This is a genomic window from Methanomethylovorans sp., from assembly GCF_050177135.1.
GTDB lineage: Archaea > Halobacteriota > Methanosarcinia > Methanosarcinales > Methanosarcinaceae > Methanomethylovorans.
In genome coordinates, this window is sequence record NZ_JBFXHJ010000016.1 from 1 (window position 1) to 23,790 (window position 23,790).

The 23,790-nt window shown below is 42.1% G+C and carries 29 protein-coding genes, 1 tRNA gene, 1 other RNA gene and 2 pseudogenes; 12 read left to right on the forward strand and 21 right to left on the reverse strand.

The genetic code is table 11. From position 1 onward, the window contains the following. Window positions 1-272, forward strand: a pseudogene (locus tag AB7U21_RS02470) (nucleoside 2-deoxyribosyltransferase); the annotation flags it as partial. 40 nt (window positions 273-312) lie between these two features. Continuing rightward, window positions 313-558: a pro-sigmaK processing inhibitor BofA family protein gene (locus AB7U21_RS02475; protein WP_333786587.1), complete on the forward strand. Its 246-nt coding sequence runs from the start codon at window positions 313-315 to the stop codon at window positions 556-558. On the opposite strand, the gene AB7U21_RS02480 is transcribed toward AB7U21_RS02475, so the two are convergent. Both AB7U21_RS02480 and lysS read right to left on the reverse strand, forming a co-directional pair. Beyond that, the gene (locus AB7U21_RS02480; RefSeq protein WP_333786588.1) at window positions 537-1,214 is read right to left on the reverse strand and encodes a class I SAM-dependent methyltransferase; all 678 of its coding nucleotides are present in this window, start codon (window positions 1,212-1,214) and stop codon (window positions 537-539) included. The two genes, AB7U21_RS02475 and AB7U21_RS02480, sit on opposite strands and share 22 nt — an antisense overlap. Continuing rightward, window positions 1,189-2,781 (reverse strand): lysine--tRNA ligase, encoded by a 1,593-nt coding sequence (lysS, locus tag AB7U21_RS02485; protein ID WP_333786589.1) that lies wholly within the window; start codon window positions 2,779-2,781, stop codon window positions 1,189-1,191. The genes AB7U21_RS02480 and lysS overlap by 26 nt, the downstream gene beginning before the upstream one ends. Before the next feature lie 274 nt (window positions 2,782-3,055). On the opposite strand from lysS, the gene AB7U21_RS02490 reads away from it, so the two are divergent. Beyond that, window positions 3,056-3,313 (forward strand): hypothetical protein, encoded by a 258-nt coding sequence (locus AB7U21_RS02490; protein ID WP_333786590.1) that lies wholly within the window; start codon window positions 3,056-3,058, stop codon window positions 3,311-3,313. On the opposite strand, the gene AB7U21_RS02495 is transcribed toward AB7U21_RS02490, so the two are convergent. From AB7U21_RS02495 to AB7U21_RS02530, 8 genes and pseudogenes are all read right to left on the reverse strand, one after another. Continuing rightward, window positions 3,279-4,058 carry a C15orf41 family protein gene (locus tag AB7U21_RS02495; protein WP_333786591.1) on the reverse strand — a complete coding sequence of 260 codons (780 nt, stop codon included), beginning with the start codon at window positions 4,056-4,058 and terminating at the stop codon, window positions 3,279-3,281. The two genes, AB7U21_RS02490 and AB7U21_RS02495, sit on opposite strands and share 35 nt — an antisense overlap. Beyond that, window positions 4,039-4,245: a hypothetical protein gene (locus AB7U21_RS02500; RefSeq protein WP_333786592.1), complete on the reverse strand. Its 207-nt coding sequence runs from the start codon at window positions 4,243-4,245 to the stop codon at window positions 4,039-4,041. Before AB7U21_RS02500 ends, AB7U21_RS02495 begins: the two co-directional genes overlap by 20 nt. 9 nt (window positions 4,246-4,254) lie before the next feature. After that, window positions 4,255-4,707: pseudogene (locus AB7U21_RS02505) on the reverse strand (endonuclease III domain-containing protein); the annotation flags it as partial. A gap of 54 nt (window positions 4,708-4,761) precedes the next feature. Beyond that, window positions 4,762-5,118: a hypothetical protein gene (locus AB7U21_RS02510; protein WP_333786593.1), complete on the reverse strand. Its 357-nt coding sequence runs from the start codon at window positions 5,116-5,118 to the stop codon at window positions 4,762-4,764. A gap of 24 nt (window positions 5,119-5,142) precedes the next feature. Beyond that, window positions 5,143-5,991 carry a ribose-phosphate diphosphokinase gene (locus tag AB7U21_RS02515; RefSeq protein WP_333786594.1) on the reverse strand — a complete coding sequence of 283 codons (849 nt, stop codon included), beginning with the start codon at window positions 5,989-5,991 and terminating at the stop codon, window positions 5,143-5,145. Between the two features lie 67 nt (window positions 5,992-6,058). Further along, complete coding sequence (moaC, locus tag AB7U21_RS02520) at window positions 6,059-6,538, reverse strand: cyclic pyranopterin monophosphate synthase MoaC (protein ID WP_333786595.1); 480 nt, start codon at window positions 6,536-6,538, stop codon at window positions 6,059-6,061. Window positions 6,539-6,554: 16 nt separating this feature from the next. Continuing rightward, window positions 6,555-6,740 carry a hypothetical protein gene (locus AB7U21_RS02525; protein WP_292352459.1) on the reverse strand — a complete coding sequence of 62 codons (186 nt, stop codon included), beginning with the start codon at window positions 6,738-6,740 and terminating at the stop codon, window positions 6,555-6,557. 4 nt (window positions 6,741-6,744) lie between these two features. Then, window positions 6,745-8,217 (reverse strand): NAD(P)H-hydrate dehydratase, encoded by a 1,473-nt coding sequence (locus tag AB7U21_RS02530; protein WP_333786596.1) that lies wholly within the window; start codon window positions 8,215-8,217, stop codon window positions 6,745-6,747. Window positions 8,218-8,350: 133 nt separating this feature from the next. Between AB7U21_RS02530 and AB7U21_RS02535 the strand changes: the two genes are divergently transcribed. The 4 genes from AB7U21_RS02535 (at window position 8,351) to hisE (ending at window position 12,856) form a co-directional block, all read left to right on the forward strand. Beyond that, on the forward strand, window positions 8,351-9,802 hold the full coding sequence (locus AB7U21_RS02535) for a DHH family phosphoesterase (protein ID WP_428386850.1): 1,452 nt from the start codon (window positions 8,351-8,353) through the stop codon (window positions 9,800-9,802). A gap of 494 nt (window positions 9,803-10,296) precedes the next feature. Further along, a complete protein-coding gene (locus tag AB7U21_RS02540; RefSeq protein WP_333786598.1) occupies window positions 10,297-11,019 on the forward strand; it encodes a YkgJ family cysteine cluster protein in 723 nt (240 codons plus the stop codon). 51 nt (window positions 11,020-11,070) lie between these two features. Beyond that, window positions 11,071-12,357, forward strand: a complete 1,287-nt coding sequence (locus tag AB7U21_RS02545) for a 3-isopropylmalate dehydratase large subunit (protein WP_333786599.1) — start codon at window positions 11,071-11,073, stop codon at window positions 12,355-12,357. Window positions 12,358-12,556: 199 nt separating this feature from the next. Then, window positions 12,557-12,856 carry a phosphoribosyl-ATP diphosphatase gene (gene hisE, locus AB7U21_RS02550; protein WP_333786600.1) on the forward strand — a complete coding sequence of 100 codons (300 nt, stop codon included), beginning with the start codon at window positions 12,557-12,559 and terminating at the stop codon, window positions 12,854-12,856. A 52-nt stretch (window positions 12,857-12,908) separates the two neighbouring features. On the opposite strand, the gene AB7U21_RS02555 is transcribed toward hisE, so the two are convergent. After that, window positions 12,909-13,784: a CBS domain-containing protein gene (locus AB7U21_RS02555; RefSeq protein ID WP_333786601.1), complete on the reverse strand. Its 876-nt coding sequence runs from the start codon at window positions 13,782-13,784 to the stop codon at window positions 12,909-12,911. Between the two features lie 153 nt (window positions 13,785-13,937). Here AB7U21_RS02555 and AB7U21_RS02560 point away from each other — a divergent pair, with 153 nt between their 5' ends. Then, window positions 13,938-14,915 carry an NOG1 family protein gene (locus AB7U21_RS02560; protein WP_333786602.1) on the forward strand — a complete coding sequence of 326 codons (978 nt, stop codon included), beginning with the start codon at window positions 13,938-13,940 and terminating at the stop codon, window positions 14,913-14,915. Window positions 14,916-14,917: 2 nt separating this feature from the next. Here AB7U21_RS02560 and AB7U21_RS02565 read toward each other — a convergent pair whose 3' ends face one another. The 6 genes from AB7U21_RS02565 to AB7U21_RS02590 form a co-directional block, all read right to left on the reverse strand. Beyond that, complete coding sequence (locus AB7U21_RS02565) at window positions 14,918-16,033, reverse strand: pyridoxal phosphate-dependent aminotransferase (RefSeq protein ID WP_333786603.1); 1,116 nt, start codon at window positions 16,031-16,033, stop codon at window positions 14,918-14,920. A gap of 13 nt (window positions 16,034-16,046) precedes the next feature. Beyond that, window positions 16,047-16,661 carry a 6-phospho-3-hexuloisomerase gene (hxlB, locus tag AB7U21_RS02570; protein WP_333786604.1) on the reverse strand — a complete coding sequence of 205 codons (615 nt, stop codon included), beginning with the start codon at window positions 16,659-16,661 and terminating at the stop codon, window positions 16,047-16,049. 20 nt (window positions 16,662-16,681) lie between these two features. Next, a complete protein-coding gene (locus tag AB7U21_RS02575; RefSeq protein WP_333786605.1) occupies window positions 16,682-17,191 on the reverse strand; it encodes a hypothetical protein in 510 nt (169 codons plus the stop codon). A 31-nt stretch (window positions 17,192-17,222) separates the two neighbouring features. After that, window positions 17,223-17,585: a DUF2073 domain-containing protein gene (locus AB7U21_RS02580; protein WP_292352470.1), complete on the reverse strand. Its 363-nt coding sequence runs from the start codon at window positions 17,583-17,585 to the stop codon at window positions 17,223-17,225. Window positions 17,586-17,590: 5 nt separating this feature from the next. After that, on the reverse strand, window positions 17,591-18,226 hold the full coding sequence (locus AB7U21_RS02585) for an Era-like GTP-binding protein (RefSeq protein ID WP_292352471.1): 636 nt from the start codon (window positions 18,224-18,226) through the stop codon (window positions 17,591-17,593). 107 nt (window positions 18,227-18,333) lie between these two features. Then, a complete protein-coding gene (locus tag AB7U21_RS02590; RefSeq protein WP_333786606.1) occupies window positions 18,334-19,341 on the reverse strand; it encodes a PhoU domain-containing protein in 1,008 nt (335 codons plus the stop codon). A gap of 106 nt (window positions 19,342-19,447) precedes the next feature. Between AB7U21_RS02590 and AB7U21_RS02595 the strand changes: the two genes are divergently transcribed. The 3 genes from AB7U21_RS02595 to AB7U21_RS02605 all read left to right on the forward strand — a co-directional run bounded on the left by AB7U21_RS02595 (window position 19,448) and on the right by AB7U21_RS02605 (window position 21,052). Beyond that, window positions 19,448-19,924, forward strand: a complete 477-nt coding sequence (locus AB7U21_RS02595; RefSeq protein ID WP_333786607.1) for a hypothetical protein — start codon at window positions 19,448-19,450, stop codon at window positions 19,922-19,924. A gap of 91 nt (window positions 19,925-20,015) precedes the next feature. Then, the gene (locus tag AB7U21_RS02600) at window positions 20,016-20,693 is read left to right on the forward strand and encodes an MBL fold metallo-hydrolase (RefSeq protein ID WP_333786608.1); all 678 of its coding nucleotides are present in this window, start codon (window positions 20,016-20,018) and stop codon (window positions 20,691-20,693) included. Window positions 20,694-20,701: 8 nt separating this feature from the next. Then, window positions 20,702-21,052 (forward strand): ribonuclease P protein component 4, encoded by a 351-nt coding sequence (locus AB7U21_RS02605; protein WP_333786609.1) that lies wholly within the window; start codon window positions 20,702-20,704, stop codon window positions 21,050-21,052. Here the strand turns inward: AB7U21_RS02605 and AB7U21_RS02610 are convergent. The 3 genes from AB7U21_RS02610 to ffs all read right to left on the reverse strand — a co-directional run bounded on the left by AB7U21_RS02610 (window position 21,032) and on the right by ffs (window position 21,780). Further along, the gene (locus AB7U21_RS02610; protein ID WP_333786610.1) at window positions 21,032-21,274 is read right to left on the reverse strand and encodes a hypothetical protein; all 243 of its coding nucleotides are present in this window, start codon (window positions 21,272-21,274) and stop codon (window positions 21,032-21,034) included. The two genes, AB7U21_RS02605 and AB7U21_RS02610, sit on opposite strands and share 21 nt — an antisense overlap. A 36-nt stretch (window positions 21,275-21,310) precedes the next feature. Beyond that, a tRNA-Ser gene (locus tag AB7U21_RS02615) sits at window positions 21,311-21,395 on the reverse strand. A gap of 70 nt (window positions 21,396-21,465) precedes the next feature. Next, window positions 21,466-21,780, reverse strand: an RNA gene (ffs, locus tag AB7U21_RS02620) — signal recognition particle sRNA. Window positions 21,781-21,933: 153 nt separating this feature from the next. Between ffs and AB7U21_RS02625 the strand changes: the two genes are divergently transcribed. Then, on the forward strand, window positions 21,934-22,173 hold the full coding sequence (locus tag AB7U21_RS02625) for a transcriptional regulator (RefSeq protein WP_333786611.1): 240 nt from the start codon (window positions 21,934-21,936) through the stop codon (window positions 22,171-22,173). 15 nt (window positions 22,174-22,188) lie between these two features. On the opposite strand, the gene AB7U21_RS02630 is transcribed toward AB7U21_RS02625, so the two are convergent. After that, complete coding sequence (locus AB7U21_RS02630) at window positions 22,189-23,562, reverse strand: RAD55 family ATPase (RefSeq protein ID WP_428386848.1); 1,374 nt, start codon at window positions 23,560-23,562, stop codon at window positions 22,189-22,191. Window positions 23,563-23,790 lie beyond the last annotated feature (228 nt).

Below are 23,790 nucleotides of genomic sequence, written 5' to 3' on the forward strand. Positions count from 1 at the left end.
CAGAGCAAGAGATCTTTGCAAGGGATATAGCTCTCTTAGAGCACAGTTCATGCCTTATTGCAGAGGTAAGTCTTCCTTCTACAGGCGTTGGCTATGAGATATGCAGTGCAGTTCAAAGGCATATTCCGGTACTGTGTCTGTACAGGCCTGGATCAAATGTGTCGGCTATGGTCCTGGGTAATCCCCATGTTGCCCTGTGGCAGTATTCCACACTGGAGGAGCTTGATACTAAAGTGTTAACCTTCCTGATCTCGCTGCAGGGAGAAATATAGGGATAATAGTTAAATATTTATTCTGCCATATATTATGTACATGGCTACAGAGATCATAATCGTTCTGGCTGCAATAGTAATTGCATACCTGCTTTATAAAGTCCTGAAGACCGTAAAGAACATGGTGGTCAATACTATCATGGGATTGCTTGTGCTTGTTATAGCCAATACCGCTCTAGGACTGGAAATAGCATACTCATGGGTTGTGGTCCTTACATGTGCCATTGCAGGTGTTGTTGGTGCCATCCTTGTGATCCTGCTGCACTATGCGGGCATCTTCTTCTGATCATAGCGCATAACGGCACGGATCATGTGCCGGATATATTTCTCTCCTCTATAATTCTTTTCCAATAGGTTGTCTTTCAATTCGAGGAAGCCGAATCCTTTGAAAAGTGTCCTTATTTCTTCGGGAGTGAAATAGTGGTAAAGGATCCCATTGTGGCGCATAAAACTGCGTTCTTCTACTTCCTCTCCCCCATATCTCATATCCTGAGAACCAAAGACCTCTAGGAATACCAACCCATTGCATTTTAAAACTCTTCTTATCTCGCTGACTGCAGCATATCTAGCTGCTTCAGTGAGATGCTGCAAAACTCCCAGACAGATCACGGCATCAAAAGTTTCTCCCTTAAAGGGCAAGTGGGTAAGACTTGCAGTGGCATAATCAGCTTTTCTATCCTGCTTTTTCAGGTACTCCCTTGCTCTGTGCAAAGCCATGGATGAAATATCCATACCTGTTGTGCTGTAGCAGGCAGATAGTGGAAATAGATGTCTTCCACATCCGCATCCCACATCCAGTACTTCGCTTCCAGGAGGAAGCATTTCTGTTATATGGGATATGGAGCCAGCACAGCCCCATTGTAAATGCCTGTACTCCTTTTCCCACGCAAGAATATCTTCTTTCTCTATCAATTCTTTATGGCCTGTAACTTGCAGCTTCACTGAATCTCTTTGCAAGGAAGTCCTTTTCCATTGATGAAAGGAACCATCCTGCCTTTGGGCCAGATTGCTGTCCCAGCACGGCCAGATAGATGGCTTTGAACATCTCAGTTGTTTTTACTTCCAGTTCATCAGTACCAATCCCCATTATACGGGCAATCCTGGCATTAAGAGAAGAACTCTTATCCTGGGAGGAATAGACAAGGTTGTGGTAATCTTCCCCACTCAATTCCTTTGCAGCATCTATCTCCTCGGATAATGCCTGGAGGAAAGCTCTTTGGGTAGCGTTCAAGGTTGCAGCCTGTACAGGGATCTCTTCCTTGACGCTGAACTTTACCATGTCAGGAGCATACATGTCAAGCCACTTTCCGACGTTCTCTGCAAGTTCCAGGATACATTTCTCATTTTTCGTGCTGTATCCCGATCTCTCCACTATCTTCATCACTCTGTCAAGATTACCGTGAGCTACCTGGTAAATAGTGATCATGTGCCTGAAAGGGATATCTGTGTGGCAGATACCTGCTGCATGTGATAGTTCTTTCAGTCGTTTGTTATAGCCGGACCCTTCTGCGTTAGCACTCAGCTTTTCATATTCTTCTACCAGGTTGAGCAGGGGCAGGGAAGGATCAAAGCGAATGTGCTTCTCAGGTTTTGTTCTTATGATCAAGTATCTCAATATTTCGGGTGGGAGGACTTCCAGCATATCGGATATTGCCACTACCACTCCGCTTGAGGAAGACATTGCGCCTTTTGTACCCAGCATGATCCATTCATATACCACCGGATATGGTGCTTTGTATCCATATATTTCCTCACTTATGGCTTTGCCTGTATCGTAGGACCCACCTTTGGAAGCATGGTCCTTCCCGAAAGGCTCAACTGTAACTCCCAGCACACCCCAGCGGGCAGGCCAGTCCACCCGCCATGTAAGTTTCCCTCCTCCTGTCATTGATACGGTTCCGCAGTCTCCGCAGGAGCAAGCATAATTAACTGTCTCTGCTTCAATATCAAATCCAGTGACTTTAGTGGTCGTAAGCCGGCCACATTTGCTACAGATCGGATTAAATGGACTCCAGTCATCTGTGACCTCTTTTCCGGAGTGTTCCTGCAGGATACGTGCTATTTTGTCTCTGTTGAGGAGAGCTGTTTTGATGCTTTCCACATACATTCCCTGTTTATACATCTCATCAGCCCTATATATTTTAGGATGAATACCTAAGCGATCCAGGGCTTTGTAGAACGGTTTGAGAAAATGTTCAGCATAACTGGTACATTCACCACATGGGCAGGGAATTTCTGAAATAGGCTTTCCCACATGAGGTGCAAAGCTTTCGTCCAGGAAAGGATATACTTTCCTCAGAGGATCGTAAGTGTCTGCAACATAGATAATTTCTGCAGCTGCTCCCTGATCCAGCAGAGCACGGTAAGTTGCGTCTGCCGTGACCACTTCTCTCATGTTCCCGATGTGGATGTGTCCTGAGGGAGTGATGCCAGTTGCCACAAGGTGTTTTTTTCCGCTTTCAAGGATCTCCTCTGCCATGACATCTGCCCAATGCGTTATCTCTGCCATATTAGTTCACCAAATTCATAATAATGATGCATTATGAAATTATATACTATTATTTTAGAGCTGTGGTGTGAAGGTATGTCTGGAAGGTGCAAGATTCTCCTTCTGCACTAAGTGATCGCACATATCCCGGGATGTAAGCTTCAAAGCCTGTCCTGTAATGCCCCTTCTCCCGGAGCCATCTGAATACTATGGTCCTTTTTGTCTCACATAAGAAAAAATGTTCGCACAAGTACGAATCGAAAGAGTTAATTAGTAGTATATGCTCTTTTCTTCAATGACTCGTATCACGCCTATAGGAGAAAGGAACAGTCTTTCAGTTATGAGGGATATATTCATGCTGTATAGGATGCGGGATCCAGCAGGTGATGAACTTGCCTCTCTTATTGAAATGCTGGGCACCCATGGTTCCATTGCATCTGCTCCGGTTCTTTATGATGAAGGGGATCACCCGGAAGACGATGAAATAGACACAAATGCTACCCAAGCTGTGCTTGTATTCACTGGTGAACTCCAAAGTTCAGAAGCTCAGTGACCTCTTTTTCGAATTCTTCAAAGAATAGATAGCATTTTAGTATATGTCCATTGCTTTCAAGCGTGTCTAGGAACCCATACCAATATACTACTAATCCACAGCCGGACATCTGTTCGTAATGGGAAAACTGTTTTTTCGTATAGTGTTTGTGTTCCTGCTCATCCCCGAACATTGCCTTGCTCTCTATCCAGGATATTCTCATGTCATCTATTGTTATGGGTTCAGGCAGCAGGAAGTCTGGGGTCTTGGTCATATTCTGCTCTCTTAATTGTTCCTCGGTCAGGAAATCTATTTTATGGGCCTTTAGCCACCGGGAGATGATTTCCTCTCCAAGTCTGCCTTTTTCCAGCTGGAGATCGTGTGCACGTGGAGAAAAAAAATGATCTTTATCCAGAGCCTCTATGATCTCTTGGCTTAAACGTTTGTTTTTAAGTCTGGCCGGGGAATTAAAAGCCATTTTTTTAGGTATGTCCAGTTCTTTCAGTATGAGGGACGCCATCAACGTGGCAGGTATCTTTTTAGCTTTGGACATATCGAGTATCGTTTTCCCTCTGTTCCATTGTTCCAGTTGTGCCGGTCCACTTCTTTTCAAATTACCAAAATTTGATTTTACCTTAGAAACTGTTTTTTGGGATAATATCGTATACGCAATACCCGGGTGGATACCGAACGTCTTGGCCACGGGTCCTATGTCCGTTATGTCCTCCAGCAATTCGTATATCTTTTCATACTTGCTCTTGTTCATGCATTGTTCCTTTCCTGTGGCCCTTTATCAGTATACATTCCTCACAGCGTTTTTTTCCACAATATGATTTCCCATATTCAACGATAAGTGCGTGGTACTCTTTGAACATGTTGACATCCTGTGGGAGTGCACTTTCAAATAATTTCTGTAGCTTTCCATAATTGCCTTCCACGCCTATGCAGCTCATAATGCGTGTAGTATACGCATCTATAACAAATTTAGGTTTATCAGCAGCATATAGTAGGATGCTATCTGCAGTTTCATTACCAACGCCATTCATAGATAATAAAATTTTACGCAAGTGGTCAATAGGAAGGTTGAACAGTTCGTGCATATCGTTCTCTATCAGGAACTGTGCTGCATTTCTCAGCCTGGTGGCTTTCTGTCGATAGAATCCACAGCATCTTATCATTTCTTCCAGCTCGATGATGTCTGCTTTGGCAAGACCATATGGTTCAAGCAGTCCTGCCTGCCTGAGGTTGCCTATGGCCCTTTCTACGTTGGACCATTTTGTCTGCTGAGTCAGAAAAGCCCCTACTATTACCTCAAAGCGCGTTTCTGCAGGCCACCACTTCTGGGGTCCGAATTCTTCCAGAAGTATTCTATATATCTCTTTGAGTTCACTTTCTTCAATTTCTGAAGGTAACAGAGAACGATCATCTCCAAAGTTCTTTCAGTTAGAAGTCTGTATCCATCACTTTTTCTATTCTCGTTCTTTTTTGAACTTATCGTGTGTTTCTATAACAGTTGCATTCTTGTTTCTTACAGTTACCTTCTCAAAAGGTTCACTTGTCTGCATATCAGCTGCAATGTTTTTAGGATCATTTTCGGATTCTTTTTCAGGCATCTCTGGGATGCCTATATCCCTTCCTAATTTTATTTTCGTATTCTCTATGTATGTATCTAGGATCACTCTTTCAGAATGGGTTTTTTTGTGGGAACTTCCGTATCCAATAATGCAATTAGCTTCTTTGGTGCGCCAATCCACATGATAGAGATGACATTGTTTTCCTTTGCAATTTGATGTTCCATCAAGTGGACACTTTGCAGGTATTCCCATAATGATCACAGATAATAATTGAGGTTAGAAATTCTTTATGGAACCAGCAATAAGGGGTGCAACGCTCACCGAGCTCTGCGCTTTTTCCAGTGTATCCGTAGCTATGATATCACGCACACCTGCATTAAAAAGACGCAACACCGCATTCTTTGCCAGTACTGGATGTACGCATGCAAGGTAAACGTCACTTGCTCCCTGGCTCTTGAGGAGTTTTATAGATTCCGCCATTGTACCGCCTGTAGCGATCATATCATCCACCAGGACAACATCCCTGCCACAGACATCCATATTCTTCGTTTTGATGGTCACGGTGTCCCCAGAAAGCCTTGTCTTTTCAAGATAATCGTACTGAATACCCACTCCATTTGCAGTATTCTCTGCCAGGCTCATAGCGCCTATATCAGGAGCTACGATCAATGGATCTTTCAGATGGAGGGAACTGATATATTTTCCAATGACATCTGAAGCATCCAGGTCAAAAGCATCGGAACTGAAATAATCCAATATACTTGGCTTGTGGATATTTACAGTAAATATTCTGTCTGCAGATATGCTTCGAGCTACAGCTCTTGCACTGATGGGCTCTCCAGATTTGAACTTCCTATCCTGGCGTGCATATCCCATATAGGGAATAACCACATTTACTACCTGTGCATCTTCACAGGCATCTATCATAAGTAGCAGTGCCATGAGGTCGGAATCTGTCGCAGTGCTCTGTATGATGGTCACTTCGTCCATAGGCTCTTCCATTATACGGGTATATATCTCACCATCGGGAAAACGGTTGAACTCACAAAGAGTTGGTTCAATGTTCATCTCTCTTGCCACGCGGGTAGCAAGTGCCTGTGATGCTGGCCCTCCTATTATTTTCAATTTAAGTACCTCAAGAAATTGTTTACTTAATCTCGGATATGATTTTTCTACTCTACTATGTCTTATGTTAATTAGTTTTGGTTCCCTTTATCTTTTCAAGCACGCTTATGTTCTTTATGGAAGTGTTGGGATAATTACCAGTATCATCTTTTTCTGCGGATTTCACCATGTCCCACACTGTTAGAAGTGCGATAGAAACACCAGTGAGTGCTTCCATTTCTACTCCGGTTCTCCCAACGGACCGGACTTCTATAGTGGCAACTATTGCTCCTTCTCGGAAGGAAAAATCTACATCGACACTTGTTATAGGTATCTGATGGCACATAGGTATCATTTCAGCAGTTCTTTTTACACCAAGTATAGCTGCTGTCCTGGCAGTTGCCAATACATTACCTTTTTCTATCGTGCCATTTTTAATTTTCTCTATAGTTCGGTCGGAGAGTAAGATCTCACCGACTGCTGTTGCACGTCTGTCAACAATATCTTTGCTACTGATATCCACCATTATGGCTCTGTCATCTTTCAGATGGCTTAATTTTTTCTCCAAGGGAACCACCATCAATTCAGTCTATGCGCAGGTTTTGCCTTTGCCGATAGTCCTCAATTGTATTCTCTAACTTTTTTATAAGATCTTTAGCTTCATCAACTGTCAACTTGAGTATTTCCTCGTCTTCTACGTGGGTAATAATTATTCTGACATTTTTTCTCTCAATATCAACGCTGATCTTCCTATTCTCATCTTTTGTCATAAATTCACTCCCTCATCACATCAGTTATCCTTTCGATTATATCGGTAGCTAGTAACCCATATCCTTTCTCTTTGAATGCAAGGTCTCCTGCAGCTCCATTAATGTAAGCTGCACAGGCGGCAGCTTTCAATGGTGAGTTGGCGGCTAAAAGTGCACCTGTGATACCCGCAAGCACATCTCCTGTACCACCTACGCTCATTCCTGCATTACCGGTCCGATTAAGCATGACTTTCTTTCCATCGGAAATAATATCCACTTTTCCTTTGAGAAGAGTAACTACATTTTTTTCTTTAGAAAATGTCATTACTTCTTCTATCCTCTTGTTCATGTCCACCGAAGTTTCAACTTTCCTTATCCTTGAAAACTCTCTGGCATGGGGTGTGATGACTATTTCAGAAGCACTGCCTTTAACCTCCTCGACGGCAGGTAATGCATCTGCGTCAAGCACTAGTTTTTTGCCCAAAGGGACTATTCTGCGTGCAGTTTTTTCCACTCCATCCTCATTCCCAAGCCCCATGCCCATAACAATTACATCGTGCTGGCAAGCAAGTTTTGTGATCAGGGGCAGATCATCACTGCACAATCTTTGACCTGATAGGCAACGTACAATAAGGTCAGGAGAGAAAGATGCAATGGTGCTGGCTACATTGGATGGGGCTGCCACTGTTACGGTATCAGCTCCCGTTCTGAGCGCCGCGAGGGCCGCCAGGGCCGGAGCTCCCGAATAAGCCCCCCCTCCTATTATGAGTATTCTGCCAGCTTGCCCCTTATGGGAATCAGGAGTCCTTATATTCAGGTTTCTCAGGTTCCCTATACCTATAACTCTTTCAGCATGGGAACAAACACCTATGCCTTCTACCTTTACTTCGCCGGTGTAATGGGATACCGGGAGTCTGTTCAATTCTTCTTTCATTTTATGGAAAGTAACTGTCAGATCCGCTTTGACACATTTTGGCACTTCGCTCTTTGTGTCCATTGTTCCTGAAGGCACGTCAACCGATATCACATATTTTCCGGACGAATTTATAAGTTCTATTGCCGAAGCTTCTGGTTCTTTAATATCACCTTTCACACCAGTTCCAAGTATTCCATCAACTATGATATCGGCATTATTGATCGATCCGGATAGTTTCTCATCTCCAGGATCGGTTATTTCGTTTATACTGTTGATGTTACAATGTCTAAGCAGCAGAAAATTTTTCTTTGCTTCTTCAGTGCGTATTGAGGCAGCATTTCCTAAAAGTATGACATCGACCTGGAACTGTGGGAACTGGCAAAGGTGGCGTGCGGCCACAAAGGCATCTCCTCCGTTGTTCCCTCTGCCTGCAATCAGCAATATTTTTCCTCCGGAGAAACGGCTACTTATCTCTTTTGATATTGAAGAACCTGCGTTTTCCATGAGCTGGATGGGCAAAAGGCCAAGCTGAGCGCAATTTGCATCAATAGCTTTCATTTCTTCCCAGGTAATAGAATCCATAGTTATCTTTTAATCCATTGTTTTACATTCTATTTATTCATTGATATTTCCCGAATCCAGTAATTGACCGAAGATAATGGTTTTACTGGATGAAGATTATGGAGGTCGTTCTATTAACGCCAGCACCAAAGAGATGAATGCCATGGACAAGTCTAAGATAAAACCCCTTTATCTGGTCCTAGGCAGCGGTAGTTTAGGTTTCGCTCTTGTAAAAGAGCTCAAGGAACGTGATAAAGAAATATTTGTTGTAGATAAAGATCCTCAAAAGGTTGAAACATTAAGGGAAGAAGCTTATGATGCCATTGTAGGTGACATCAGCGACCCGGAGGTTTTGGAAAAGATCAACACAAAAAACCTAGCAGCTATAATGATCCTGAGTTCTGATCCACTGGCTAATAAAGCTGCGCTGGCAAATATAAGGAAAAAAGTTTCACCAGATGTTTATTGTGTAGCACGAGCCTCGGATGCCATCAATATGCAGGAAATGGAAACACTTGGGGCCGATCTTGTGATCATTCCTCCTAAAGTTGTGGCAAAATCCCTTGCAAGGTCTTTGGAAAGAGCCGAGTCCATGTTAAGAGGGAACAAACTTGTCCAGTGGTTCAACGGTCTGAGGGGCAAGACCCTGGCAATAGTCGTGCACAATAATCCGGACCCTGACTCGATTTCCGGTGCTCTTGCTCTTCAGGAGATCGCTAAAAGTTTTGATGTGGTTTCAGACATTCTCTACGGTGGGGAGATAGGTCATCAGGAGAACAAGGCATTTGTGAATTTGTTAGGTATAGATCTTTTCAAGATGGAAGATCGTGATATCTCAAATTACGATAAGATCGCTCTTGTAGACTGTGCGGTCCCTGGTTCAAATAATAAATTGCAGCCAGGTATCCATATAGGTGCTGTCTTTGACCATCATCAGGTTGGTGATGCACATATCGATGCAGAGTTCATAGATATACGTCCGAACGTGGGTGCTTCGGCAACAATTCTTACTAAATATCTTCAGGAATTGAATATAGATATTGACAAGAAACTTGCAACTGCTCTGCTATATGGTATTCGAACTGATACCCTGGACTTTAAAAGGAATACAGATTCTTCCGATCTTTCTGCAGCATCCTATCTGTATCCTCTTTCGGAGCATGACATCCTTGATCAGCTTGAGCGTCCTTCCATGTCCACAGAAACCCTTGATGTGTTGGGTGAGGCTATTTTAAACCGGCAGGTATATAGCGGTTATCTCATTTCGAACGTTGGCAGTATCAGGGATAGGGATACATTGCCCCAGGCAGCAGACTATCTGCTGAACCTTGAAGGAATATCAACCACTCTCGTCTTTGGTGTATCGGAGGACACTATTTTCATTTCAGGCAGAAGCAACGATATACGTGTGAATCTGGGGGATGTTATGAAAAAGGCATTTGGTGAAGGTTCCGGCGGAGGTCATTCCAATGCTGCAGCTGCGCAGATCCCTCTAGGTGTATTCAGTGTTGCAAAAGACAGGCAGACTTTGCTTAAGCTTGTGAACGAATCAGTTGTTAAAAGGTTCCTTAATGCGGTAGGTGTGGAAGAATCAAACAAAAAGTAGTCTGCTGAAACTCGATTTCTTTCTAATTTTACCTTCTTTTCTTTATTTTTTTTTTGTCGTTGTTCATTGTAGTCATTTATTGTTACGTAACTATTACTATGTATTTTCATTGTATCTATTGGATGTGTTCATGGAACAGTTAGTTGGTATGTTTCTTGCTTTTTCATACATATTCATACAAACTTCTTTTATTCTAAATGCAGTATGCTTATGTATGAATATGTATGAACATGTAGATACAATCATTTCATATTTGTATGAATAAATATTACTGGGGATTTTTTGTCGCCTTCGATTTGATCAACGTTTCTTCCCTTGAAGTCTTGTTCAATTTATGGATCATTTTGTGAATTGATATTTTGCATATTGTCTATTTTATATCATAATCTATATTTAATATTTATATTTTTATGCATGTTAAATATTAGTTACTCAAATATATATTTTAATTAATCCGATATCTTGATTACTCATATTATATCTATAGGATCTCAATGCCATTTTCAGAGCAATACAAAGATCTTCTTATCCAAGGTGCCAGAAAGGAACTGTATCGGGCAACCGAAATGAAAGTTGGATCCATAGCCTCAATGCTAAGGGAAATAGGCTTCTCATGCACTCAATGCGGGAACTGTTGCAGAGGCGATCATAACGATAACCGCGTAATGCTCATGCAGCAGGATATCTTGCGCATATCTAAATACAGTGGTTTATCTGCTGCAGAATTTTCATTGCCTTTTATCCCTGATGAAGTTGAGAATGCTCTAAAAGGAAATTCTGATCCATCAGATCTGGTCCCATTCACTGATAATGACGGAAATATTCACAGCTTTGGCTGGATGCTCAGGCGTAAAAAAAATGGTGATTGTATTTTTCTTGAAGCTGCGGGTCTATCCTTCAGGTGCTTGATCTATGATCTTCGGCCTGCCCTATGTCAGACATATCCTTTTTACATGGAAGATTGCAAGCTTCATACCTCAGAATGTAAGGGTTTGGGGTCGGGCATGTCCTATGCTGATAGTCTGAAACTTGCAAGGCTGGTACTAGATAGGTACATACATGAACTTGAAGAGCGAATTCTGGTATATCAGCGCTACGAACATTTCGAGCCTTTGGAAACAAATGTTGGCTTTTCTCTGGAAAGATTCAAAAAGGGGCATGTATTCTATATAGTGCATGACAGTGAAGGGACCCATCGCAGATGTGAGCGTATGTGATCCCTATATGGATCGCTTTATTTATAATGAAAAATTAGAACGTTGATCACCATGTCTGAGAATACCAACTATCCAATGACCATTGCTGAGAAGATCTTCTCTAAAGCATCAGGAAAGGCCGTGAAGGCAGGGGAATTCGTACTTGCAAATATCGATCGTGCAATGACGCATGATATCACGGGTCCTCTTGCAATAGATGGTTTTTATGAGATCATGGCAAGTAAGCAAGAGAAGAAAGTGTGGGATCCCAGCAAGATCGTGATCATTTTTGATCATCAGGTGCCGGCAGATTCTCTAAATGCTGCAGCAAACCACATAAAACTTCGTAACTTCTCTCAGGAGCAGGGCATACTCAACTATGATGTGTATGAAGGTATATGCCATCAGATCATGCCCGAAAAAGGACATGTAAGGCCCGGGGATCTTGTAGTGGGTTCGGATTCCCATACGTGTGCATATGGGGCGATTGGTGCTTTTTCTACTGGTATAGGCTCCACGGACATGGCAGCGGTCTTTGCCACGGGCAAGCTGTGGTTCAAGGTGCCCGAGACCATTAGGTTCGAAGTGGAAGGTAAGTTGCCAAAAATGGTCTATTCTAAAGACCTCATCCTGCACCTTATTGGGGATGTGGGTGTAGAAGGAGCACGTTACCAGGCTGCAGAGTATGCCGGATCGACTATCCACAATATGTCGATCTCTGAGAGGATGACCATCTCCAATATGGCCATAGAGATGGGTGGAAAGGCCGGTATAATAGAAGCTGATGAAATAACTGCAGCTTACCTTGAGGAACGCATTCCAGATTATAAATTTGACCCATACTGGAAATCCGACGAAGGTGCAAAATATACTGAGATCAGGAAATATGATATCTCCAAGCTCGAACCACAGGTAGCCTGTCCCCACAACGTTGACAACGTGAAGTCGGTTACAGAAGTGGAAGGCACAAAACTTGATCAGATATTTGTGGGCTCATGTACTAACGGTAGATTTGAAGATATTGAAATAGTAGCAAAGATCATGGGTGATGAGCCTGTTGCCAAAGGTGTCAGACTGCTTATCATTCCTGCTTCCAGGACAGAATACCTGAAAGTCCTCAAAGCCGGTTATGTAGAGCAGTTCATGGAGGCAGGGGCCATTGTGGAGGCTCCGTGCTGTGGTCCATGTATGGGCGGCTCTTTTGGACTGCTAGGCGATGGCGAGGTAGGGCTTGCAACATCCAACCGTAACTTCAAGGGGAGAGAAGGAAGCCCGGCTTCATTTGTCTACCTGAGTTCTCCAGCAACTGCTGCTGTATCAGCTCTTACAGGTGAGATCACTGATCCAAGGAAGATCTGAGGCAATGAGACCAAAAGAGATAAATACATTTCTTCAGTGATAATTTGACTAAGACGTTGGTTCTACCAATACCCGTCATATTGGATGGATATATTCCAACGTCTTCACATTAAATTCTATTTTTGATCAACAGGGAAAACTCTTTAGATAAAGACCGCTTCATTGCATTTGCTTCGTATTCTTTGCACCGAGGTGAACTATGTCCGATACTGATCTGTCTGTCCTGAATGAAGTTTATGATGTTATCTATGACCGCAAGTTGAATCCTATAGAAGGCTCGTATGTCTGTTCCTTGCTCAATCACAGGAAAGGCATCAACAAGATCCTTGAGAAGGTCGGAGAAGAAGCAATTGAAACGATCTTAGCAGTTAAAGAAAAAGAAAAAGGCCAGATCGTATCCGAATCGTCAGATCTAATATTCCACTTGTTGGTTATGTTTGCTGCACTTGATATCTCTCTGGAGGACATTGCCCAGGAAATGAGAAAGAGAAGAAAATAATCCTCTGTTTATAACTTTTATTACCTTCCTTTTCTGTACGTGCTATTATCTATCAGTATACTGCAAGTTCGTGCAGTACATCTGTCTTTGACAGTACGCTTTTTGGAACACCATCATAGGTCACTATAATGAATCCCACTCCATGGGCATTGAACAGCTTAACGGCATCTATCAGGGACGCTTCTGAGTCAATAGTTACCAGATCCATTGTCATTATGTCTTTAACTTTTGCATCCATGCTTCCCTTTGCAAGGGCTTTCCCAATGTCTTTAAAAGTAATTACTCCTACTATATTCCCATTATCTTCTACGGGAGCACCATGTATGTTACTTTGTGAAAGCATCGCAGCAGCATCTTTTATACTTGTATTTAAGTCCAATGCGATGAAGTTTTTGCTGGAATAGTATCTCACGGGCTTTTTAGGTAGAGATATCATCTCATTTATTGAAAACACAAGTGTGTTCTCGGTGTCGTCCCTGCCCACTATCTCTCCCCGCACTATAAGTCTATTGACCGGAGTTGGTCCCATCTGTACAAGGTCTCCCTGTTCAAAAGTTCTTATGTTGCCAAGTACCTTTATCATTCCATGGCAAAGGTCCGGGTGACGTACGGTAGTAAAACTGATCTCTGCCACAGTTGCCCCTTCTACTACTTCTCCATTCCTGTAGATGGGCACCATTGCTTCATTCTCCATCGCAGTGACATTTAATGCCTCGTAAGCCTCCCCGGTTGCTTTATAACCACCTTTGGGACCAGGCACCCCTTCCACAAGTTCAAGCACTTTTAAGGATTGCATCTGGTTTCTGACCGTGCCCGGATTCCTGTTGATTATTTCTGCTATTTCTTCACCTTTTATAGCGCGGTCCTTTTCCCTCTGGAGATTGATCAAAGCAATAAGTATGTCTTTTTGGATAGGTGTGAGCTCCATGTGATCACCATTCGCCTCTTATAAAATTAAAATATAGTACTCCACCCATATATATATAATTGAGTATTTTTCATCAATGTTAATTATATTCTATCCGCAGAACAACAATTATATACGTCATTATACCTTGAACGTCATACAGGTAAAGAAACAATGATATTCGAGAAGATTCCTACTATCCGTACTTCTGATGAACTCATAGATAAAGCCTTCAGAAGAGGTGTAAGGGCAGCAACTGGGAAAAAATCAAGTAGCAGGGCAAGCTTCCTTGACTCACAGGAGTCTATGCTGCTAACCTCAGCTAATATATTGACCGATAATCTGGCCAATATCAGCAAAAAATTCCCGAACTTTGATGAGCTGTCTGGTTTTTATTACGAATTGGCAGATATACTTGTAGGGGTGGACAGATTACGTACATCCCTTTCCAGAGTAGCATGGACAAGTGAAAAGATACATGATCTCACCAGGGAATATGTAGGTCGGATGCGTGGTAGCCCTACGCCGGAAAACTTACGCAAGCAATGTTTCGGACGCATAGGATCATTGATGGATTCCATAAGTAAAGACCTTTTACTCTTAAATGAAGCCCGTAATATCCTGCGCAAACTCCCGGATGTTCATGAAGAGCCAACGATCGTTGTGGCGGGTTATCCTAATACTGGTAAGTCCAGTTTTGTAACAGCAGCAACGAAAGCAACTCCCCAGGTTGCATCTTATCCATTTACTACCAAAGGGGTATCTATAGGCCACTTTTCTCGAGGTGTTCAAAGATATCAGGTCATTGATACGCCTGGTCTTCTTGACAGGCCAATGTCCGAAAGGAACGTTATTGAACTGCAGGCAATTACTGCTTTAAAACATCTGGATGCAGTGGTGCTTTTCCTTATTGATGCAAGTGAGAATTGTGGTTATACCATTGAGGAGCAAAAAAACCTGTTGCAGGAAGTAAGAAGTCAATTCGATCTGCCGATACTTGTTGTATCTAATAAATCTGATCTTCCTCATTTCCAGGATCTCGATCTTACAGACATGTCCATGTCCACAGCTACGGGAGAAGGCATCGAAGAAGTACTAACGACCCTTATTGAAATGATCAAAGAAAAAAAGAGTGACAGAATTGTCGTTTAAATTTAAGTAAGCACTTTTTCCATTATTTCCAATGCTTTGTGGATGCTCGGCATGGATGATGCATAGGATATCCTTATGTGTCCATCGCCTCCTTCTCCAAAAGCTGTACCGGGCACCACAACCACTCCATTGGTTATGAGATCACCGGCTACTTTAGTGCAATCATCCACCTCAGGGAATGCATAAAAAGCTCCTTTTGGAACCACGCATTTAAGTCCCATGGATCTTAGCCCGTCTATCAATACGTTCCTACGCCTCAGGAACTCATCTCTCATAAGGACCACTGAATCCTGGGGTCCGGATATGGCTGCAAAAGCTGCTTTCTGCGCAATGGAATTTGCACATGCCTGCACGTACTGGTGAACTTTTAGCATCTGTTCGACATATTCTTCCTTAGCTGCCACATATCCTATTCTCCATCCGGTCATAGCATAGGTCTTGGAAACAGCATTTACAGTTATCACATTATCTGTAAACTGTGCAGGGCTGACATGTTCTCCTTCATAGATGAAATGCTCATAAACTTCATCAGAGATGATGGTAATATTCTTGTCGTCTGCTATCTCTGCAAACGCCTTCATGTCCTTCTTGCTTTGTACTGCACCGGTGGGGTTCGCAGGAGAATTGATTATCATTGCCTTTGTTTTCGGGCTAAGTTTTTCCATTATCGTTTCAGGGCGGATGGTAAGTTCATCGTCCAGAGGGATACTGGATACTTTGCCCCCCATCATGTTAACCAGAGCATTATAGGAAACAAATCCAGGATTTGCTATCATCAATTCATCGCCTGGGTTCACAAGAGAGGCAATGGCAAGTTCAAGAGCTTCTGAGGCTCCGGAAGTGATAATGATCTCTGAAGGATCAACAGTAAAAGAATTCTCTTCTTTAAACTTCCTGCTCAATGCCTCTCGAAGTTCTATAATTCCAGGACCAGCTGTATATGCGGTGAATCCCGAGTTTATGGCATCGATAGCTGCCTGCTTGATGTGTTGTGGTGTATCAAAATCAGGCTGTCCAAGTCCAAGATTTATGGCATCTGAACCCGCAGCTTCGAACATCTTCCTGATCCCCGATATGTTCATACTGAGGACCCTGTCAGCAAACTTTGACCCGGACATATCTTATCATCCTTTATTCTAATTTATTATGCCTTGATTTGAGGTCCTCCTCAGAAGCACCTGTGATATAGATCATTTCTGCTATGACCCCATCAAGAAAAACAGTTGCAGATGTCTCAAAAGATGTGCCAAGTGGTGTAAGATATGTGTACTCTCCTCTCAGATGCCTTTCAACATATTCACCTGCATCTTCTTTTGTTCTTCCGGCAATTTTTACTACGGTATCGGATATTTTCCCTAATCCGGAATCCTCGTTAGAAGTGATGGTTATGAGTTTAGCGCCTATCTCCTTTGTGATCATTCCCAGGTTTGCCACAGAACGTGTCTGTCCAGAACCGGATATAGCAACTACTGCATCTTCTTTTGTCACAGCGGGTGTTGTTGACTCTCCTACTACATACGCTGTGAATCCCAGGTGCATAAGCCTCATGGCAAAAGCTCTTCCAACAAGTCCCGATCTTCCAGCTCCCATAACAAACACTGCTCGTGCATTAATTATGTGTTCAAGCATTTCTTTGATGCTTTGTCGATCAAGTTCAGCAACTACCTTCTGAAGGTGTTTTGCCATGAGCTCCATTGATGAAATCAAATACTTGCATTCGGTTACTTCTAATCTTTTTTGTATCATTTTCTCACTTGCCTTCGCGCTTAGAAATTTGACGTACTCCTGCTCTCATCCTTATAGGTTATATTTTTCAGTTTCCATTGCTCGATGGTGCCCAGCTCCTGATACAATCTCATAATATTTGCATAATCTCCAGTCCAGTATATATCTATGAGCACATTTTTTTCCTTTAGCTCTTTAAATATGGAATCTGCCAAGTATATAAGGGCCTTACTGCTTAAGAAAGGAACATTAAATGTTGCCCTATAACCTCTCTTGAATTTAGCATAAGATATCAGTACAAACCCATAGCTTTCGTAAAGAGTGATATCATCAAAGCTACAAGTTATTTCCTTTTCATGAACTGCTAACTTGTCAACATTGGATATGCAGGTGAGAACTTTCCATATTACTGTTGCAGGCACGGTTCTGCCAAACCATACTGATATTTTTCCATAGCTACACACCACATTAACGTCATCTCTACCCATTTCCATGGTACAAAGGTATTGAGTAGGCGATATTATTAATCCAGTATTGTCAGCAGGTTCCATCTTACTCACAGTCTGCACATGGTATCACATCTCATTTATGAGCTGACAGGAGTGCACTTATCATATTTCTATCCTTTTTCAGGGTTTTAAGCTGGTCTGCAGGCCCCACCACTGTAAGCCTTGTGCGAACAGTGTGTTTCTTAAGTATTTTTCCAAATATTGACGTGTCGTCTTTTGAGGGGTAACTCTCCATCTCTATTCCTGAGAACCCGTCTGGATCGATCAGGGTCATAGTCATCTCTATGAGGCTTGCCTCTTCTTCGGGTGTAAGACCTTTTTCCAGAACAAGGATCTTGCCGCTTCTAACCTCATCGATAATGAATCTTACTTTTTCAACAGGAGCCATCTCAGCAAGTTTTTCTTCGGATATGAGGTCCATCTGGATTCCCTGCATTTTCATCACCCAAACCTTTTTGCAATCTCTTCATATAATGTATCTATATTCTTTCCTTCAAGCGCAGATATAGCTACCATGGGGTGCTGAGGGAATGCATCTCTGATGGTGGAAGGTGACGATTCAGGAAGATCGATCTTATTGGCAGCTATCAAAAGAGGTAACTTCCTTGCTTCCATGTTGCCTATGACTGTTACGTTAACCTGTGTGTATGGATCTTCAGTAGCATCCATTACAAGTATCACTCCGTCAAGATTGTCAAGCCATTTGACAGCTTCAATGACCCCTTCGGTTGCTTCTTTTGCCCTCCTTTTTGCTTCATTCTCTTCCATTCCGTGTTCCATAAACTCATGAAAATCTATTTTTGTAGCAAGACCAGGTGTGTCAATTATGTCGAGGGTTATAGAATGTCCGTTTGCTTTAATTGTCACACCTTCGCGGCGTCTTGCACGACGGGTCTCATGTGCTATGTGGGATACAGAACCCATTGCATCACCTGTCCAGTCGCGCAGAATACGATTTGCAAGTGTAGTTTTTCCTGCGTTAGGCGGACCATAGATACCTATACGCGCGTTCTTTTTTCTAAAGAGCTTTTTAAAAAAGTCAGAGAAGTTCTGCTTGAATGATGTAATTACGCCCATTTATTCCCTCCTGGAAATCCAGCTCATGAAACTTGAAATGTTATTTTTCTATAATAATCCTTTGATTTATAATAGTTATGTATACTTCTATTTCTCTTTCCTGTTTTTTACCCATGTGTGGAAGACATTGCTGAATTAATAGCTATTTCAGCGATGTTAGCTCCGTAATCCCCGGTCCTCTCTATACTGTCCATTACAATACCCAATGCCACAATTGCTTCGTGGGATTCTATCTTCAAAATGTACTGGTCAAGCCTATTTATTTTTGGTTTGAGGGCATGTTCTCTTTCTATAACTTTGTTTGCAAGTTCAGCATCATGGTTGTACAGGGATTCCACGGCGTCTTCAACTATCTGACGGTTTGCCTCACTAGCTTTTTCTATCATTTCCATTATATTGTCCGGAATCGCATAGTTCATATGCATCGCCATATTAGCTATCTTCTGTGCATGGTCTGCAATACGCTCAAGAGGACCCGCTGCCATGCGAAGGTCATGGTATTCGTCTATTGAAGTTTCCGAAGTGTCTGGAAGCTTGGTACCTTTGAGCACTGCGCGAAATTGTTTTGCTGTCAGAAGGAATAGCCTGTCGACATCATCATCCCTTTGTATGACATCAAGTGCCAGGTCTTTGTCATTGGTCTTAAGTGCTCTGATAGCATCTTTTTGCATGGTGTTTGATAACAGGAACATCCTTCTTACACTTTTTTTAATTGATATCTCGTTAGGATTTAGCAGATCCTTTATAACAACCTTTTTTCCGGTTTCCTCTATTATTTCTGGTCCGATCAGTTTATAACACATCTCTCTTATGATGCTCTTCTGTTCAGCCAGCATTCTCTCTGACTTTATTTCTAGTATGTCTGCACCTACGAGATAGGCTGCTATGATGTCTCTTATCAGGACCTCGCCCATGCGATCAGTGACATCAATCTGTGTCTTTCTTATTGGTGGTGTATCCTGGATAGGGTCTATTACGAGCTTACCGTCCGGTTGTGGTGAAAGCGAGAGGCGGCTTCCAGTCCTTATGCCCACTTTGTCTGCCCATTGTTTTGGCAATGAAACTATATAGGTTGAACCACCAGTTTGTTGCACTTTTCTGATCTCTATGGCCATCCCTCTTTTTTGTAAGATTTATAGGATATATAGAAATTAGGTTTGTATATATACATTTGTTCAGCACAAGCAAATTAATATATATTTGAATATATTATTTTAATTCATGAACCACCTACCCATAAACCCTTCAGAACTTGTTCTCCTTAGAAAGATCATGCCTATCATATGCATCATTGTTCCATGGGAGTTCTATTTCTACAGTACAGGTTGGGGTATCAAATTCTCATTTTTCTATGCTAATTTTGATATGGCCTATGGTACCCTTCTTGTTAATGTAGTGGAGCAGTTATCGATGTTGTCTTATGGGGGCTTTGCTCCTTCTTTTCGTACTATCTCCTGGTTTTTCGGGGCATTGATCTGTGCGGTAGTATCTATCAATGAGCTTTTCAGGGAGGATCTTTTAAAAACTCTCAGTGTACGCACATCTGGTTATCTTCTCCTATTGTGTTCAGCATTTAACATATTAGGTTCTTTTGCAGTTTGGAGCAGTTCTTTCAGGGCCATACCAGTAGCTTTCTTGTTTCTCTTATTTGCAGCTTATATCTACATTTATAACAGCCAAAGGGGATGCATCGGATAAACATTGATTTATCCGGCAGCTATTTCCACTGTGCCAGCCGACATATTAATAGGTACTAAAACACCTTTGTCCATTACTCATTGGTGAAGGTATGAATGTGAATAGCAAGATCATAGACGGTGTAGAGATCACTTGGCTCGGGAATGCTTGTTTCAGGCTTCGTGGGGAAAATGTAACTATATATTTGGACCCATATGGTTTATCAGGCAATCTTCCTCTTGAAGATATGGCAGATATCATCCTTCTTACCAGCGAGCATCCTCGAAGCTTTGATCCGGACTCCATACGTATTGTAAGGAACAGCAACACTACCACGCTGTTACCGGAAAATATAACCCTTCAGTTCAGGGGTGATGCGCGACGTGTGGAAGCAGGTGATTACTTGATCGATGATCTCTGTATCAAAGGTATCTCCATAGAGGTAGTGCCATCTTATAAGCCGGATGTTTCTGGTCCCACAGAAGTGGGTGTTGGATATGTCATAACTATTGGTGGTAAAAGGGTTTATTATGCAGGTTTTACAGGTTTGATCCCTGAGATGCAGTCAATTTCAGCGGATATTGTTATGCTTCCGGTCGGTGACTGTACCATGAATACAGAACAAGCCGCAGAAGCCGTGATCATGATCTCTCCTCAAATTTTCATTCCTGTATACTATGAATGCGCGGACATTCCGGATACTAATGGAGCTGCTAATATACGGGCTTTCAGAGAAAACGTATCGAGAAAAGCTCCTCATGTAGAAGTGTTGTTTCCAGAAGATTTCTAAGGTATAATATGTCCCGTTTTAAAAAAAAAGGTAAGAACCTTGCAAAGGATCTGGCTATGGAACGTATTCAAAGGCTCTTTGAATTGGCAGATGCTGAGTACAGTTCGAACTCAGCCAGGAGCGATGCATATGTTTCACTTGCAAGAAAGATCGGAATGCGTTATCTTGTGAGGTTTCCTCGGGAGTTGAAGGTACGATATTGTAAAAAATGCGAAAGTTATCTTGTTCCTGGTAATAATTGCAGGATACGTCTCAAAGGAAGATATATGGCAATAACCTGTCTAAAATGCGGTGATGTAAAGCGTTATATCTATCATCCTACAATGGCTTCAAAGCCTTCAGCCGATGAACCGGTTTAACAAATGCACGATCAAATAGGCAGTAATGAATATTATAAGGCCCATAATAGTGTATAAAAATATATTTCTATATACTACCTCTTTTTCTGATCCTGGATAAATGCCCATTCCTCCTCCTTTACAACTCTTTGAACCGCATCCGCCACATCCTGTAGCAGGGTTATTAGATATTGTTTTCTTTTCTTTTCGGACCATAGGAAGAATGACCTTTTTTTCTGCCATATTCTCATCCAATAAGGTATGTATCATAAAATTAAGCGACGAGAGGGGGATTCGAACCCCCGAAGTGCGTAGCACCACAGGATTAGCAATCCTGCGCCATACCGGGCTTGGCTATCTCGTCATGAAAAATGAACGCTTTCCCCGACTTCCGTTCCTAATGTTATCTATGTATTTAACGCTTTTCCATAAAGTGGCAGGCGCGCCTCAGGTCGCTGTCATTCACATACACAAATGATCTGCAGTCTCGCCTCCACCCCGCAACCCTGCAAGCGACGGTTGTTCATGGTTGGTCTGCTCCCTTCCGGGCCTGAACTGGTCCCCACGATCAAGATATAAGAACCTATTCTCCAACAAGCCCTTAAATCAACATCATCCAAGCAGGACGGAGTTTCTCAGTTGAAACCACAGGTTTGAGGATGATCCAGACATCTTCCATCGGCTTCGTCCCCCGCATATCGGCGATTTCGGGTTATAGATGACGCCGGACTATCCGGACTAGCCTGCCAAGGACTAATAATGTGTATGTACTAATAAATCTATTCCCTCCTTAACATTAACCTTGACATTAAAAATGATAGGAACAGTTTAAATCAGAATATCTACATAAAAGTGAATGTACCAAAGCCTAAAGAATCAAAAATACGAAATGGGGTTGAACAATGGAAGAACTTATCGGATTTGTTACTGGTAATAATAATCGGAAGAAGTTACTGTCTCTTCTTGGATCAAAAAAAGAGATGGATGCAGAGCACATAGCAAAGACAATGCATGTTTTCCGTCCATCTGTGGACAAGATCATTGAAGAAATGATGGAAAAAGAACTCTTGGAGAGGCAGGGAGATAATTACAGGCTGACAGGCCTGGGTATAACAGTAGAGCGTACGATCCAGAATATCTAAATCTAACTTTTGTTTTTACAATAGGGTATCAGATCTTATTTTGATACCCTTTTCCGTGATCGAGTATTCAGTAGGATTGAGCCTGTGCTGCGTGCCCTTGCTCTTTGAAACGCACATATATCTTCTTCCTCCTTCTGAATTCCTTAGTATGATGATGTTGTCCATCAGGAATTCTGCATCCATTCTTGTATTTTCCGTAATGGTACTGGAAGATCTAGGTGTGGTGAAGACTGATGTAACATTTCTCTTCTTCAGATACTTGAGCAGGGAATAAAGGTATCCTCTTAATTGCAATTGGTCAGGCAGCATCATTTCAAGATTGAATATACCGTCAAAGAACAATCTCCTGGCATTCATTTCCATAATGTGTTCCTTGACCAGGGTCTCGTGCTCCTCGGGCCACATGCTGTCAGGGTCTGCAGATATGACCTTCAATAATCCGTCATCAATGTATTGTTCCATTTCCCACCCATGCTTTTTTGCTTCATTGACCAGTGAATTGTGCAAACATTCAAAGCTGACTATGATACAAGGTTCTTTTCTATTCAGTCCTTCTGAGATGAATTGCAGGCCAAAAGTGGTTTTTCCAGTGCCTGGTTTGCCAGTGACCAAAGTACTGCTGTTGCTGAACAATCCTCCTTCTAATATTCTATCTAATCCCGGGATCCCGGAACTTATCTTATCGGGTAAAGTATTCACAGGTTCTTTGTTATGAGAGGAAGATATCATGCTGAATCCTTCAGAACTCATAGTGTAGCGATATTTTCGGTATATGCTCTCTGTATTCTTTTGAGGATCTATTCCCCTAAGTTTTAAAACCTCCAGAAAGTTACCTGTCCTTAAACCATTGTCTTCTCTTGAAAGGTATATTATGCCATCAACAAGGTGGCTCACAACCGAGTCGTGCAATTCTTCCTTAAGCATTTCCCCTGTCAGGACCACAAGTGCTTTCCATTCCTGGATCATGGAATCAAGTGTATAGAAGAACCTTCTTTTTTCAGGTTCTATGAACCCAAAACCAAGAGGTGTTACAGGATCAAGAACTACTCTATCTGGTTTTGTGGATCCTACTATATTTCCAATATCTATCAACGTGCTTAAAGGATCTTTTTCAGATATGGAACGGTTTATGGGATGAATATGTATCCGATCATCAAAGAAGTGCATTCTGGAATAATACATCTTCAGCTTTTCAGGAGATTCTGTTGTGAATGGTATATATAGAGTCTTCTCGCCATTTTTTGCAGCATGGGAGAGGATCTGCAGGCAAAAGCTTGTCTTGCCTACACCTGTTGTTCCCGCTAATAATATAGTTGATGGCGATTTCAGAGTGCCGATGATCTCGTCAACTCCCCGGATACCAAATATAAGTTCTTTCAGCTCATCCATTCTGTATACCAATACGGATAGACTAATACTTATATCTTCTTAATAATTTCATAGTTCTAAATAATAAACAGCTGAATAAAAATCCCATTTTATAGCTCGATTATATGATAAATATATGTAATGGTAAGTAATATGAGAATGCATGCCAATGGTTTCCATTGTAATGCCCTCCATGAACGAGGAATCCACTATAAGGACATGCATACTGAAAGCTATGTCCTTTTTCGA